Here is a 14,466-nt window from a genome sequence, read left to right as displayed (position 1 = left end):
CATCCCTCGTAAACTATTTAATTATCCCCTCTTCACGGAAACTGAAATAACATCTGTCTCCGAGAATAATATGATCCATCAGCGGGATCCCCAGAAGCTTTCCCGTCTCACATAGCCGCATGGTAAGAAGTCTGTCCTCCGGGCTTGGCTGCGGATCGCCGCTCGGATGGTTGTGCAGCAGGATCACATAAACTGCACGGCATGCAAGCGCCTCCAGAAAAATTTCACGCGGCGAGACGCACGCCTGACTGACGGTGCCCATGGATATCATTTTTTCACTGAGCAGCTCTCCCTTGGTGTCAAAGTTTAAAAGAAAAACCTGCTCCTGCGCGAGATGGCGAAAATCCTCCATGTAATACCCGGCAATTGCCTGCGCGCTGTTGAAGGTGTTTCCCTCCGCGGCGGCTGTTTTTGCAATGCGGCGTGACAGCTCGGTGATACACTGGATCTGCACCGCCTTTACTTTGCCGACGCCCTTGATGCTGCGAAGACTGGCAGGGGAAAGATGATAAAGACCGAGAAGCCCGGGCTGCGTTTTGGAGCAGTTCAGAATTTCCCTGGCAAGCTCCACGCTGGTCGTCCCCTGTGCTCCCGTGCGCAGGATCACTGCAAGCAATTCTGCGTCTGTAAGCGAGGAAGCGCCCGATTTCAGACATTTTTCGTATGGACGTTCGTCGTCCGGTATCTGTTTCATTGTGGTATGATTCATAGCATATAAAGACTCTTTCCCGGCAGGAAAACAAATTATGCCTTATAATCATACCACATGATAGCACATTTTTAAAAAAAAGTATATACGTCAATTCCTTAAAAATTTGTGACCAACTCTTCAGCCATGCGGCAAATCACAGAAATGGCTGTCTCATGCTTGCATGTAAGCAGACGTTTCTGTGATTTGACATATGGCGTATAGCCAGCAACCACAGCCGTAAGCTGCGCAGCAGCGACGCCTTTGAAAAAGGCGGGCTGTGGTCTGCATGGCTGAAGAATTCCCCGGCTAGGCTATGAGGGGAGCACCATGCTACAGCCGACAATATTTTCGTACGATCGCCTCCGCGCATTTCATGCCGTCCACCGCCGCCGAGGTGATGCCTCCGGCGTATCCGGCGCCCTCCCCGCAGGGATAAAGCCCTTCGGCGCAGGGGGAGGTGAAGTTGTCGCCGCGCAATATCCGCACCGGTGAGGAGGTTCTGCTCTCCACTCCGGAAAACAGGGCATCGCCGCGCGCAAAGCCCCTGATCTTATGATCGAACAGCAGCACGCCCTCCTCCAGGGAGTCCGCAAGGAAAGCCGGAAGTCCTGCGCGCAGGTCGGCAAGCTGCCATTTTCCCTTAATGGCAGGCTCCACCTCGCCGAGACTGCTGCTCTTCTGCCGCTTCTGAAAGTCTGCAAAAAGCTGCACCGGCACGTTCCCCTCGCCTGCACGGTATGCAAAGCGCTCCAGATTTCTCTGAAACTGTACGCCGCCGAGCACGCCCTTCTCCGGGTAATCATCCGGTGTGACGGTGACGACGACCGCGCTGTTCGCGTTTCGGCTGTCACGCGCGCGGTAGCTCATGCCGTTGACGGCAAGCGATTCTTTTTCTGAGGAGGCATTGACAACGTATCCGCCGGGACACATGCAGAAGGAATACACACCTCTGCCGTTTTTCAGCTTACCGGTGAGCTTGTAGTCGGCGGCCGGAAGCTGCCCGGCGCCAAACCGCAAGCCATATTGGGAGAAATCAATCATCTCCTGCGGGTGCTCGATGCGCAGTCCGACCGCAAACGCCTTTGCCTGCATGGGAATCTGCTTTTTTTCCAGCAATGCAAAGGTGTCGCGGGCGCTGTGCCCGATCGCGAGGACGCACACGCTGCAGTCCAGCGTTTCCCTGCCGTTTACCGTGATGCCTGTGAGCCGGCCGCTTTTTACAGAAAAATCGGTGATCTGCTGACCAAAGCGCACCTCGCCGCCAAGTGATTCGATCTCCTGCCGGATATTTTTCACAACTGTGCGCAGGACGTCGGTTCCGATATGCGGTTTATTTACATAGAGGATGTCCGCATCGGCGCCCGCCTTCACAAAGGTTTCCAGGACAAAACGGTTTCTGCCGGCATGATCCTTTACAAGTGTGTTCAGCTTGCCGTCCGAGAAGGTTCCGGCTCCGCCCTCGCCGAACTGGACGTTCGAATTTTCTTTTAACGCTCCGGTTTTCCAGAAATTTTCTACTGTTTTGGTGCGGGTATCCACGTCCTCGCCACGCTCTAAAATAAGCGGGCGGTAGCCGCAGCGCGCCAGCAGAAGTCCGCAGAAAAGCCCGGCAGGTCCGCAGCCCGCGATTACCGGACGATCTGGCAGCGGCTCGCTTCCCGGCACCGGATACTGGTAGACAATATCCTCCGCAAGGGAAATATCAGCGCTCTTCTGTTTTTTCAACAGGACGTGCGCATCCATTGCCGTCTCAACATCCACGGTAAAAATATAACGGATATCCGGCTTTTTTCGGGCATCAACAGAGCGCTTACGGATGGTAAGCGACTTGATCTGCGCTGCAGAAATGTGCAGCGCTTTTGCCGACGCCTGCTTTAAATCCTGCTCCGTGTAAGTCACCGGGAGCTTTATCTGTGAAATACGAATTTTATTCATGTACGTTCCTTTCCAAAGTTTCATTCCTGCGAGCAGGACTGCCGGGCTGCTGCCGCCCTGCCTGCCGCAAAGCCGCTCGCCCACGCCCACTGGAGATTGTAGCCGCCGCAGATGCCGTCTACGTCAAGCAGCTCCCCGACAATATAAAGCCCCGGCATTTTCCGGGATTCCAGCGTCTGCGGATGTATTTCCGTACAGCATACGCCGCCCTGGCAGACCTGTGCCTGCTCAAAGGATCTGCTGCCGGATACAGTAAGCGTAAGCTGCTTGACGGTAGTTACCAGCCGGTGAAGATCCTTATCGCTTAACTTTGCTGCCTTTTCAGAGGGGTTGATTTTGGCAGCCTGCAAAAGAGGCGCGATCGCTTTTTTCGCAAAAACACCGGCAAGCAGGCTCTCAGCGCTGCATCCGTCCGGCTGCAGTGCTTTTCGGTTTGCTAAATGGTTAAACAATTCCTCAGCAGAAACAGAAGGGAGCAGGTCAAGCTGCACGGGGACGCTTTTTGTTTTTCCGCCAGTCACGCCCGGGCGCTCTGCAAGCGCGCGCACCGCGAAGCGGCTGAGCTGGAAAACGACGATGCCGGAGATACCGGTGTCCGTCCACTGCAGCTCTCCTTTTTCAGTGTGTCCCTCTAAGGTGACGGCCGCCTGCATTCGAAGTCCGGAAAGTTTTTTTATCCAGCTCTCACGGATAGTGAGCGGAACGAGCGCTTCCCGCGGCGTCACAAGTGAGTGACCGCACTTCTTTGCAAGCGCATAGCCGCTTCCGTCGGAACCGGTAGCAGGAGCCGCCTTAGAACCGGCGGCAAGGATCACCGCGTCCGCCTCATATGTCCACCCGGCGGTCCGCACACGGAAAAGCATGTTTTTTTCGATAGAGAGCACCTTCTCCGTACATTTCAGTTTTACACCGAGACGCTTTATCTCCAGCAGCAGCACTTCCAGCACGGAGGATGCCTGCCCGGTGACGGGATAAACGTAGCCGTCGCGCGCGATTGTCAGCAGCCCGATTTCCCGGAAAAAAGAGAGCGTATCAGAGACAGTGAATTGCTTAAGAACGTTCCCGACAAATTCGGCGTCCGCTCCGCGGTAGCATGTGCTCTCCTGCCGCAGATTGGTAAGATTGCAGCGGCCGCTTCCGGTGATGAGCAATTTTTTTCCAGGCTTTTCCATCCCCTCTAAAAGGGTAACCGAAGCCCCCTGCCGCGCCGCAGTGATCGCGGCAAGCATACCGGAGGCTCCGGCGCCGATCACGATTATTTTTTTCATAGTTCCTCCAGAGAAACAATGCCCTTCTCCACAAGGCGCTGCAGAGAGCGCAGAATGCCGAGCTTTGCGTGCTCCCAGGTAAGTCCGCCCTGGAAATAAGCGGCATACGGGGGTTTTAACGGTCCGTCGGCGCTCAGCTCGATCGAAGAACCCTGGATAAAAGCGCCGGCCGCCATGATAACGTCGCTGTCGTAGCCCGGCATCGCCCACGGCTCCGGCGTTACATAGCTGTCCACAGGAGCGGCAAACTGAATGCCTTCGCAGAAAGCAACCAGTCCCTCCGGCGTGCCGAATTCTACCGCCTGGATAATGTCATGGCGATCCTCCGTGCCGTTCGGCACAACCTTAAAGCCCAGGCGTTCGTAGATATTTGCGGCAAAGATCGCACCCTTGAGCGCGCCCGCCACTACGGTCGGCGCCAGAAAAAGTCCCTGGAAAAAATCGCGGTTTACGCCAAGCGACGCGCCCACCTCGCGTCCGAGACCGGGAGAGGTCAGGCGGTACGCCGCATTTTCGATACATTTTTTCGTGCCTGCAATGTAGCCGCCGATCGGCGCAAGCCCGCCGCCGGGGTTTTTGATCAGAGAGCCGACTACCATATCGGCTCCGAAATCGCTCGGTTCTTCCTCCTCAACAAATTCCCCGTAGCAATTATCCACCAGGATCAGAATGTCGGGATTGACGTTCTTCACAAACCGGATCGCCTCCGCGATCGCCTGCACGGAGAGCGTCGGGCGCGTCTGATAGCCCTTGGATCGCTGGATTTCCACCAGCTTTGTATTCGGCCGGATCGCCGCCCGGATGCCGTCAAAATCGAAGCTTCCGTCCGCGAGCAGATCCACCTGGCGGTAGCTGACGCCGTACTCAGCCAGCGAGCCATTTGAGGGGCGGATACCGATCACCTCCTCAAGCGTGTCGTAGGGTTTGCCGGAGATGGACAAAAGCTCGTCGCCGGGGCGCAGGTTTCCGGCGAGCGCCACGGCGAGCGCATGCGTTCCGCAGGTGATCTGTGCGCGCACAAGCGCCGCTTCGGTGTGGAACACGTTTGCGTAAACCTCTTCCAGGGTGTCGCGCCCGATATCGTTGTAGCCGTAGCCGGTACCGGACTGGAAGCATTCCGCGCTGACGCGGCACTTCTGCATGGCGCGCACTACCTTTAACTGATTATATTCCGCGGTTTTCTGTATTTTGGCAAACCGTGGAAGCAGCTCCTGCTCAATTTTCTGTCCGAAAGCGAATACCTGGCGGCTGATGCCAAGCTCCGCATACATTTCTTCTATTGCATTTTGTGACATAATGCTATTCCTCTCTGATGTTCTATAAAATCCAGCATATAGGCGAGGATCTCCCCGCTTCCGCCAAAATCCTCTTTTTGCAGCCAGATGACGTCGCGCTCACGCTTGAACCAGGTGATCTGGCGCTTCGCAAAATGACGCGTGTCGCGCTTCAGGCGGTAAACCGCTTCCTCATAGGTGCAGTTACCGTCCAGATAATCCAGCATTTCCTTATAGCCGAGTCCCTGCATGGAGACCATTTTGGCGGTGCAGCCGCGCGTTTTCAGGTCGCGTACCTCGTCCAGCAGACCATTTTCCAGCATTTCATCCACGCGTTGGTCGATCCGCGCATAAAGCGTCTGCCGGTTTTCGTTCAGCACGAAATAGGCGGCGTTGTAGGGGGATTCCTTATGCCTCTGCGCCTCGTTGTGCGCAGAGATAGGACTTCCGCTTTCATGATAAAATTCCAGGGCGCGGATCACGCGCTTTACATTGTTTGCGTGGATTTCCTGCGCCGCCTTTTCGTCCACGGAGACGAGCATCGCATGAAGATATTCGTTTCCCTTTTCTTTTGCAAGCAGCTCCAGCTCCCTGCGGTAGCTGCCATCGCCTTCATTCTGTGTAAAGTCAATGTCGTAAAGCACCGCCTGGATGTAAAAGCCGGTGCCGCCGACCAGAATCGGGATCTTCCCCTTTGCGTAAATCTGCTCCATATATTTTTTTGCAAGCTCCTGGAAACGGACAACGTGAAATTCCTCCTCCGGCTCCAGCTCGTCGATCAGATAATGCGGCACACCGTCCATCTCTTCGCGGGTGATTTTTGCCGATCCAATGTCCATGCCTCTGTACACCTGCATGGAATCTGCGGAAATGATCTCGCCGCCGACCGCCTTTGCCAGCGCAATAGACAGCGCCGTTTTGCCGACCGCCGTCGGACCGGTGAGGATCAGTAACGGTTTTTTTGTCATACTAAACAATCCTTTTAAACTTTTTCTCCAGGTCATATTTCGACATGGAGATGATGGTTGGTCTGCCGTGCGGGCAGTTGTAGGGATTTTCCAGAGTAAGCAGCTCGTCGATGAGCGCGTGGATCTCTGCCGTTGACAGACGTGAATTTCCCTTCACCGCCGCCTTGCAGGACATGGTCGCGATCTTGTCATCGATCGTTTCAATGCTGAGCGCATCCGTCTGCGCGGCAAGCCCGTCCAGCATTTCCAGAAACAGCTCCTTATCGGCAAGCCCGAACAGATTATCGGGAACGGCGCGCAGAGCATATTCCCGCCCGCCGAATTCCTCGATCTCAAAGCCGATCTCGTTAAAGCGCTCCCGGTATTTCTCAAGCAGCGCTGCCTCCGCCATATTCAAGGTGAGGATGATCGGCGGATTTAAAATCTGCGAGGTAAATTCGCGGTTCGCCATAGATTTTTTCATGCGCTCGTAGAGAACCTTTTCGTGCGCCGCGTGCTGGTCGATCAGAAACAGCTTGTCCTGGAACTGTACGATCCAGTAAGTGTCAAACACCTGCCCAATGATGCGGTGCTCTTTTACATGCTCCTTCGAGAGCAGCTTATCCTCGAAAAGGCTCATCTGTTCGCCTTTTAAGTCGGCGGGGGCAGATGGCTGCGGATTGAGCGCAGCTCTCTCCCACTCCGGGATATCCCCGGAGATTGCTTCCGCATTTTCAGGAGAATTTTCAGGAGACTTTACCGGCGTTATCGTCGTTTCTGTCACAGCGGGCGCCGTCATTGCTGCAGGTACATCCACTGCAGGCGCTGTCTCTGTCCGCGCAGAAAACCGGGGGACGAGCCTGGGAATTGTGCGCTCTGTCTGCAGTGTCTCCTGTCCCGTCTGCGGCGCCGGATCGGGCAGGGGACGCCCCGTCTTTGCTTCCGGCGAAGGCGGAACATTGTCTGCAGGCACATTTGTCGTATATGCCAGGCGCTCGCGCACCTGGGAGTCTGTCTGCTCCATTCTGCGCCGCATCGTCTCAAATGGCTCTGCCACGTGGATCCTGCCTTTCGGCTCTTCTTTTTTCTGAGGCTCATCCTTGCCGACACCTACCTGCACGATCATCTCCCGTTGGGAAAGCGCGCTGCGTACTGTTTCATAAACAAGCTGATACATGCGTTCATTTTCCGCGAAGCGCAGCTCCATTTTTGTCGGATGCACGTTGACATCCAGCAGATTTCCGTCAATCGTAAAATGCAGCACCGTAAAAGGATATTTATGCTTCATCATAAACGTATGATAGGCGTCCTCGATCGCCTTTGCGATGATGCTGCTGCGGATATAGCGCCCGTTTACAAAGTAATTTTCGTAGTTGCGGTTGCCTCTGGAGATCACCGGCTTTCCGATAAAGCCGTTTATGCGGACAGAATCATTTCCGGCGTCCACCTCGATCAGATTCGCCGCGATATCGCGCCCGTAGACATGATAGATGATATCCTTTAGCTGATGATTCCCGGAGGTATGAAGCTTTGTCTGGTTGTTGGAGATAAACTTAAACGAAACCTCTGGGTGCGAGAGCGCGATATGCTCCACCATGTCGCTGATATAGCCCGCCTCGGTCTGCGCCGTTTTCAGAAATTTTTTCCGCGCCGGGGTATTGTAAAAGATGTTGCGCACCAGAAACGTCGTTCCGTCGGGTGCGCCGATCTCCTCCAGGCTTTTCTCTTTGCCGCCCTCGATCAGATAACGCACGCCGGTCAGACTATCCGCTGTTTTCGTGATCAGCTCCACCTGGCAGACCGCCGCGATGCTGGAGAGCGCCTCGCCGCGGAATCCAAGCGACGTGACATCCAGAAGATCGTCCGCCTTGCGGATCTTGCTGGTGGCGTGGCGCAGGAATGCAACCGGCACCTGCCTTGCCTCGATGCCGGAGCCGTTGTCAGTGATACGGATAAGGGAGATGCCGCCGTCCCGGATCTCCACCGTGACGGCGTTTGCTCCGGCATCAATCGCATTCTCCACCAGCTCCTTCACGATGGAAGCCGGGCGCTCGATCACCTCTCCGGCTGCTATTTTGTCAATTGTCTGCTCATCGAGCACTGCAATTTCTCTCATAATGAATCATGCTCCATTTTCTTTTGTGGATCCCCTACCAGCGGTTCTTTAATCTGCTCTGCAGCCGGTTCAGCACATTCAGTGCCTCGATCGGCGTCAGGGTGGATATCTCGATTTCCTTTAGCTCGTTCAGAACGTCCTCGTCGCTTACCGTATCGAATAAGGTCATCTGGTCGAGATCGACCTGGTCATATTTTTTCTTTTTCGGCTTTGCAGTCTTTCCCTCGGTTTTCGCCTCGTGCACCGCTTCTGTGATATCGGCGTCGCTCAGCTCCTGCACCAGCTCCTTCGCGCGCTCGATGATGCTGTCCGGCACGCCTGCAAGCTTTGCCACCTGGATGCCATAGCTCTTGTCCGCGCCGCCCCTTACGATCTTCCGCAGGAAAACAATGTCGTCGCCGCGCTCCTTGACGGCGATGCAGTAATTATTTACCGAGGACAGCTTGCCTTCCAGCTCTGTCAGCTCGTGATAGTGAGTGGCAAACAGCGTCTTTGCTCCGAGAAGCTTCGGATTGCTGATATGCTCCACTACTGCCCAGGCAATGCTCAGTCCGTCGAAGGTGCTGGTGCCGCGCCCGATCTCATCAAGCACGAGCAGACTGTCCGCCGTCGCGTTGCGCAGGATGTTTGCCACCTCTGTCATCTCCACCATAAAGGTACTCTGCCCGGAGGCGAGGTCGTCCGATGCCCCCACGCGTGTAAAGATACGGTCGACAATGCCGATCTTTGCATCCGACGCCGGCACGAACGATCCGATCTGCGCCATCAGCACGATCAGCGCCGTCTGGCGCATGTACGTGGATTTTCCCGCCATATTCGGCCCCGTGATAATGGAAATACGGTTTTTGTGGTTGTCCAGGAGCGTATCGTTTGCGATAAACATATCGTTCTTTATCATTTTTTCCACGACCGGATGACGTCCGTCATGGATCTGGATCAGCCCGCGGCTGTTCATCTTCGGGCAGACATAGTTATTCTGCTCGGCAACCAGCGCCAGCGACGCGAAAACGTCGATCCCGGCGATCGCCTTTGCCGTCTTCTGAATGCGGAGGATCTCTCCGGCAATCTTATCGCGCACCTCGCAGAATAACTCGTATTCCAGCGAAACGAGACGATCCTCCGCCCCGAGGATGATATCCTCCAGTTCCTTCAGCTCCGGCGTGATATAGCGCTCGGCGTTCGCGAGCGTCTGCTTTCTTGTATAATAATCCGGCACCAGATCCTTATAGGAGTTGGTGACCTCCAGGTAATAGCCAAACACCCGGTTGTACTTGATCTTCATATTTTTGATGCCGGTCTTTTCGCGCTCCTTCGCCTCCAGATCGGCAAGCCAGGTTTTCCCTTCCGTCTTTGCCTGGCGCAGACGGTCCACCTCCTCGTGAAATCCGTCGCGGATCAGATTGCCGTCGCGAATAGAGATCGGCGGTTCCTCGATAATCGCGCGCTCCACCAGCTCACAGAGGTCCTCCAGCACGTCAATATCATCGCGCACATTGCAAAGAAGACTGCTCTTAAAATCGCCCATAATGTATCTGATATGCGGCAGCATGGAAAGCGAGCTTTTAAACGCGATCAGATCGCGCGGATTAGCCGTCTGGTAGCTGATCTTGCTGATCAGACGCTCCAGGTCATACACCGGATTTAAGTATTCGCGGATCTCCTCACGCGCGATCGCATTCGCCTTCAGCTCTGCAACCGCCTCCTGGCGGCGCTCGATCTCGTCGATGTCGATGAGAGGCTGTTCGATAAAGCTGCGCAGCAGACGCGCGCCCATCGCCGTCTTTGTCTTGTCAAGTACCCAGAGCAGGGAGCCGCGCTTCTGCTTTTCACGCAGGGTTTCGCAAAGCTCCAGGTTGCGCCTGGTAGAACTGTCAAGCACCATATATTTCCCACTGGTGTAGGGCGTAAGCTTTGTCAGATTGCTGATGGACGTCTTCTGCGTTTCGATCAGATACTGCAAAAGCGCGCCTGCCGCGATCACACCGCAGTTAAAATCGCCAAGCCCCAGTCCGTCGAGGCTTTCCGTCCGGAAATGCTTTTTCAGCGCCTGTCGGCAGAGATCATCGTCAAAATACCAGTCCTCCAGCGTGTAGACGGCGATGCCGAGCCGCTCCTTTAAATCCTCCACATCGACGCCGCTCATCAGGAGCGCCTGCGTGCAGATGATCTCCTTTGGGGAAAATTTGAAAATTTCATCCGTAAGCTTGCGCGACGAATCCAGCTCCGTCACCAGATAGGCGCCCGTTGAGATATCGGCGATGGAAACGCCGAATTTATCCGCCATGCAGACGATGCACATCAGATAGTTGTTCCTCGTCTCGTCCAGGGCGAGGTTGTCTAAGTTTGTGCCAGGCGTGACGATGCGGATCACGTCGCGCTTTACAATACCCTTTGCCTGCTTCGGATCCTCCATCTGCTCACAGATCGCGACCTTATAGCCCTTTGAGACCAGCTTGTTTAAATAATTGTCCACGGCATGATAGGGGATGCCGCACATCGGCGCGCGCTCCTCCATCCCGCAGTTTTTGCCGGTCAGCGTGATTTCCAGTTCCTTTGACGCGACCAGCGCATCATCAAAAAACATCTCGTAAAAATCGCCGAGCCGGTAAAATAAGATACAGTCCGGATAATTTTTCTTCGTTTCCAGGTACTGCTGCATCATTGGTGTCACTTGTTCCACGTTAGTACCTCTCTCCTATATAGTAAAAGCCCTTGCATTCCAGAAGGCGCACATCCACGATCTGTCCGATCAGATCCGCACCGCCCGGAAAATGCACCAGCAGATTGTTTGAGAGCCTGCCGGTCACAAGGGAGGCGTCCTGGCTGTTGATTTCCTCGACCAGCACCGGCAGCGTCTGTCCGGTCAGTCTTTCCGCCATCTGCTTCGAGATGTCCTGCACAAGTGTGAGCAGGCGGTCAAAGCGCTCCTTTACAACCGCCTCCGGCACCTGGTTTTCCATGGCTGCGGCAGGCGTTCCGGTGCGTTTCGAGTAGATGAAGGTGAAAGCGCTGTCATAGCGCGCCCGGCGCACAACGTCGAGCGTCTCCTCGAAATCTTCTTCCGTCTCACCCGGAAATCCCACGATAATATCTGTCGTCAGAGAAATATCCGGGATTGCACGGCGCAGCTTTTCCACCAGGGCAAGGTACTGCTCTTTCGTGTATCTGCGGTTCATGATCTTTAAAATACGGCTGCTGCCTGATTGCAGCGGCAGGTGCATGTGGCGGCAGATCTTCTTCGACGACGCCATCACCTCGATCAGCTCGTCGGATAGATCCTTCGGGTGCGACGTCATAAAGCGGATGCGCTCAATGCCGTCGATTTTTTCTGCCTCTCTGAGAAGCTGCGCAAAGCTCATCGGCTCCGGCAGATTTTTTCCATAGGAGTTGACGTTCTGTCCGAGCAGCATCACCTCCACCACCCCATCGGCGGCAAGGCGCTCGATCTCGCGCAGGATTTCCCGCGGTTCGCGGCTGCGCTCCCGTCCGCGCACATACGGCACGATGCAGTAGCTGCAGAAATTGTTGCAGCCAAACATGATGTTTACCCCGGATTTGAAAGGATATTTTCGCTCCACCGGAAGGTTTTCCACGATTTTATCCGTGTCCTTCCAGACGTCGATGATCATGCCTTCCCCTTCCAGGCAGTTTGCAAGCAGCTCTGCGAATTTATAAATATTATGCGTGCCGAACACCAGGTCTACAAAGCGGTAGCTTTTGCGGATCTTCTCGACCACTGTCGGCTCCTGCATCATACAGCCGCAGAGCGCGATCAGCTTGTGCGGCTGCTTTTTCTTCATATTTCCGAGGACGCCAAGCCTGCCGTACACCTTTAAATTGGCATTTTCGCGCACCGTGCAGGTGTTGTAAATGACAAGATCCGCGTGTTCATCCTCTGTGATCTCATAGCCGACAAGCTCCAGGATCCCGGCAAGCTTTTCGCTGTCCCGGGCGTTCATCTGGCAGCCGAAGGTTTTTGTGCACGCCGTCGCCTGCCTGCCAAGCCTTTCGGAAAGCGACTGCACAAGCGCACGGCATTTTGCCATAAAGTAGTATTGTCTCTCCGGTTCTGCGGCAGGCGGTTCCTGTGTTAAATTTATTTCATCCAGATTGATTTTATTGTACATTCTTTTCTGATTTTCTGTCCCTTTCTAAACTGCAGTAAAGCTTTTTCCGTGCGTTCGTATCAACCGGTACATACACGCGGCTATGGGCGCACCTGTCCGTTTCCGTAGATAATATATTTCGTCGAGGTGAGCGCAAGAAGTCCCATCGGTCCACGCGCGTGAAGCTTCTGCGTGCTGATGCCGATCTCTGCGCCAAAGCCGAATTCAAAGCCGTCCGTGAAGCGCGTGGAAGCGTTGACATACACCGCTGCCGCATCGATCTCATTTAAAAAACGCTGTGCATTCGCATAATCCTGCGTGATGATCGCCTCGGAATGCCCTGTATTGTAGCGGTTGATGTGCGCGATTGCCTCATCGAGCGAAGAAACAGTCTTGATGGAGAGAATATAGTCGAGGTATTCCGTGCCCCAGTCCTCCTCCGTCGCCGCTTTTGCGTCGGATAACACCTGGCAGACCGGCGCGTCGCCGCGCAGCTCCACCTGTTTTTCATCAAGACGTGCTTTCAGGGCCGGAAGCAGCTTATCAAGAACGTGCTCATGCACGACAAGCGACTCGCAGGCGTTGCAGACGCCGATGCGCTGCGTTTTTGCGTTGAAAATGATATCGACCGCCATCGTAAGATCGGCGCTCTCATCCACGTAAATGTGGCAGTTGCCGGTGCCGGTCTCGATCACGGGAATCGTGCTGTTGTTTACCACCGCCCTGATCAGTCCTGCTCCGCCGCGCGGGATCAGCACATCCACGTATTCATTCAGCTTCATAAATGCGGCGGTCGTCTCGCGGTCGGTATCCTCAATGAGCTGGATCGCATCCGGCGTTACGCTGCAGGAGGCAAGCGCGTCACGGATGACCTGCACAATGGCGATATTCGAATGCAGCGCGTCGCTGCCGCCCTTTAAGATAACGGCGTTTCCCGCCTTAAAGCATAGCCCGAAGGCGTCCGCAGTTACGTTCGGGCGTGATTCGTAGATAATGCCGATCACGCCGAGCGGAACGCGCTGCTGCCCGATCAGCAGTCCGTTCGGGCGGCGTTTCATGCCGATGACCTCCCCGATGGGGTCATCCATCCCGGCGAGCTGCCGAAGCCCCTCCGCCATGCCTAAAATGCGCTCCGGCGTCAGGCGCAGGCGGTCGATCATGCCCGGCCGCATACCGTTCTCCTCGCCCTTTCTGATATCCTGTTCATTTGCTGCGAGCAGTATGTCAGTCTTTGCGATCAGCTCCTCCGCCGCCTTTAAAAGTGCGGCGTCCTTTGTCGTGCGTCCGAGCGTGCGCAGCGGCTGCTCTGCCGCCTTTGCCCGCATTCCAATCTCATTCAGTGAAAGCTTCATTGAAATACCTCCTTCTCGGTAATCAGTATTTGCGGCAGTCTGTCAAACGCGTCTGCCGGCACCTCCTCCATGATCTGAAAATCGAAGGCAAGTGCGATCGTCGGGTGGCTGGTGTGGGCGGCGAGGTAACGGTCGTAAAAGCCCTGTCCGTAGCCGCAGCGGTGCCGGTTTTTGTCAAATGCCACGCCCGGAACGATCAGAAGCGCCGTCTCATCGTGCGCCTCCTCCTGCGTGACCGGCTCCGGTATCTGATAATAGCCAGGAGCAAGGTCGTCGTAGGAAGAAATATAATAATAGCGCATCTCTCCCGGTCCCGTCACGCGCGGAGCCGCCGTCTTTTTGCCAAGCCTCCAGGCAGTTTCAAGGAGAGGCCTTATGCACACCTCTCCCTTACAGTCCATATAAACGTAAACGGCAGAAGCATTCTGAAACGCTTCTGTCTCCATTACTTTTTTGCAGATAATTTCACTGTCTGCCAGCATTTTCCGGGGATCTGCCTCCCGTCGTCTTCCAAAAACTACTTTTCTAATTTCCTTTTTTTCCATAGTCCGACCGCGCTCCGTATTTTTCCCCCAGGTTGGTGATGCTGCCATCCTTTTCCTGGATGTTGATATTGTCAAGCTGACCGCGCAGATTCGTGCGGATCGCGGCGATATATTCCTGACGGAGCGCCGCCTGCTCCATGCGCTCCTTCTCTGTCAGCCCTTCCGCCTTTGATTTGCGCGCAAGCTCGTTGATCCTTGCAATCTTTTCGTCTGTGATGCCCATAGCCGTCTC

At 55.1% G+C, this 14,466-nt stretch carries 11 protein-coding genes; all 11 read right to left on the bottom strand.

The window, feature by feature from the left end; translation table 11 throughout:
- Window positions 1-13: 13 nt before the first annotated feature.
- A complete protein-coding gene (gene radC, locus ACLU9Q_RS17705) occupies window positions 14-709 on the bottom strand; it encodes a RadC family protein (RefSeq protein ID WP_296834261.1) in 696 nt (231 codons plus the stop codon).
- A gap of 312 nt (window positions 710-1,021) precedes the next feature.
- Complete coding sequence (locus ACLU9Q_RS17700) at window positions 1,022-2,626, bottom strand: NAD(P)/FAD-dependent oxidoreductase (RefSeq protein WP_296834351.1); 1,605 nt, start codon at window positions 2,624-2,626, stop codon at window positions 1,022-1,024.
- A 20-nt stretch (window positions 2,627-2,646) separates the two neighbouring features.
- The gene (locus ACLU9Q_RS17695; protein WP_296905985.1) at window positions 2,647-3,894 is read right to left on the bottom strand and encodes an NAD(P)/FAD-dependent oxidoreductase; all 1,248 of its coding nucleotides are present in this window, start codon (window positions 3,892-3,894) and stop codon (window positions 2,647-2,649) included.
- The gene (locus ACLU9Q_RS17690) at window positions 3,891-5,189 is read right to left on the bottom strand and encodes an aminotransferase class I/II-fold pyridoxal phosphate-dependent enzyme (RefSeq protein WP_296905984.1); all 1,299 of its coding nucleotides are present in this window, start codon (window positions 5,187-5,189) and stop codon (window positions 3,891-3,893) included. The genes ACLU9Q_RS17695 and ACLU9Q_RS17690 overlap by 4 nt, the downstream gene beginning before the upstream one ends.
- A complete protein-coding gene (gene miaA, locus ACLU9Q_RS17685; protein WP_296839189.1) occupies window positions 5,171-6,136 on the bottom strand; it encodes a tRNA (adenosine(37)-N6)-dimethylallyltransferase MiaA in 966 nt (321 codons plus the stop codon). Before miaA ends, ACLU9Q_RS17690 begins: the two co-directional genes overlap by 19 nt.
- A 1-nt stretch (window position 6,137) precedes the next feature.
- Window positions 6,138-8,231, bottom strand: a complete 2,094-nt coding sequence (gene mutL, locus ACLU9Q_RS17680; RefSeq protein ID WP_296839192.1) for a DNA mismatch repair endonuclease MutL — start codon at window positions 8,229-8,231, stop codon at window positions 6,138-6,140.
- A gap of 34 nt (window positions 8,232-8,265) precedes the next feature.
- Window positions 8,266-10,893 (bottom strand): DNA mismatch repair protein MutS, encoded by a 2,628-nt coding sequence (gene mutS / locus ACLU9Q_RS17675; RefSeq protein WP_412625699.1) that lies wholly within the window; start codon window positions 10,891-10,893, stop codon window positions 8,266-8,268.
- A gap of 19 nt (window positions 10,894-10,912) precedes the next feature.
- On the bottom strand, window positions 10,913-12,358 hold the full coding sequence (gene miaB / locus ACLU9Q_RS17670) for a tRNA (N6-isopentenyl adenosine(37)-C2)-methylthiotransferase MiaB (protein WP_296839195.1): 1,446 nt from the start codon (window positions 12,356-12,358) through the stop codon (window positions 10,913-10,915).
- Window positions 12,359-12,438: 80 nt separating this feature from the next.
- Entirely contained in the window at window positions 12,439-13,689 is a 1,251-nt protein-coding gene (locus ACLU9Q_RS17665) for a glutamate-5-semialdehyde dehydrogenase (RefSeq protein WP_296839198.1), read from the bottom strand.
- The gene (locus ACLU9Q_RS17660; RefSeq protein ID WP_296839200.1) at window positions 13,686-14,234 is read right to left on the bottom strand and encodes a 5-formyltetrahydrofolate cyclo-ligase; all 549 of its coding nucleotides are present in this window, start codon (window positions 14,232-14,234) and stop codon (window positions 13,686-13,688) included. Before ACLU9Q_RS17660 ends, ACLU9Q_RS17665 begins: the two co-directional genes overlap by 4 nt.
- Entirely contained in the window at window positions 14,215-14,457 is a 243-nt protein-coding gene (locus ACLU9Q_RS17655) for a DUF896 domain-containing protein (RefSeq protein ID WP_296839202.1), read from the bottom strand. Before ACLU9Q_RS17655 ends, ACLU9Q_RS17660 begins: the two co-directional genes overlap by 20 nt.
- Between the last annotated feature and the right edge of the window lie 9 nt (window positions 14,458-14,466).

Source organism: Marvinbryantia sp., from assembly GCF_047017445.1.
Taxonomy (GTDB): domain Bacteria; phylum Bacillota; class Clostridia; order Lachnospirales; family Lachnospiraceae; genus Marvinbryantia.
Note: the sequence above shows the minus strand (reverse complement) of the source record. Positions and strands in the feature narration are given on the sequence as shown.

Excerpts from the sequence above, each read along its gene's own strand:
- ACLU9Q_RS17660 (WP_296839200.1), bottom strand. The coding sequence starts at position 14,234 with ATGGAAAAAAAGGAAATTAGAAAAGTAGTTTTTGGAAGACGACGGGAG.
- ACLU9Q_RS17690 (WP_296905984.1), bottom strand. The coding sequence starts at position 5,189 with ATGTCACAAAATGCAATAGAAGAAATGTATGCGGAGCTTGGCATCAGC.
- mutS (WP_412625699.1), bottom strand. The coding sequence starts at position 10,893 with ATGATGCAGCAGTACCTGGAAACGAAGAAAAATTATCCGGACTGTATC.
- mutL (WP_296839192.1), bottom strand. The coding sequence starts at position 8,231 with ATGAGAGAAATTGCAGTGCTCGATGAGCAGACAATTGACAAAATAGCA.
- ACLU9Q_RS17700 (WP_296834351.1), bottom strand. The coding sequence starts at position 2,626 with ATGAATAAAATTCGTATTTCACAGATAAAGCTCCCGGTGACTTACACG.
- radC (WP_296834261.1), bottom strand. The coding sequence starts at position 709 with ATGAATCATACCACAATGAAACAGATACCGGACGACGAACGTCCATAC.
- miaB (WP_296839195.1), bottom strand. The coding sequence starts at position 12,358 with ATGTACAATAAAATCAATCTGGATGAAATAAATTTAACACAGGAACCG.
- ACLU9Q_RS17655 (WP_296839202.1), bottom strand. The coding sequence starts at position 14,457 with ATGGGCATCACAGACGAAAAGATTGCAAGGATCAACGAGCTTGCGCGC.
- miaA (WP_296839189.1), bottom strand. The coding sequence starts at position 6,136 with ATGACAAAAAAACCGTTACTGATCCTCACCGGTCCGACGGCGGTCGGC.
- ACLU9Q_RS17695 (WP_296905985.1), bottom strand. The coding sequence starts at position 3,894 with ATGAAAAAAATAATCGTGATCGGCGCCGGAGCCTCCGGTATGCTTGCC.
- ACLU9Q_RS17665 (WP_296839198.1), bottom strand. The coding sequence starts at position 13,689 with ATGAAGCTTTCACTGAATGAGATTGGAATGCGGGCAAAGGCGGCAGAG.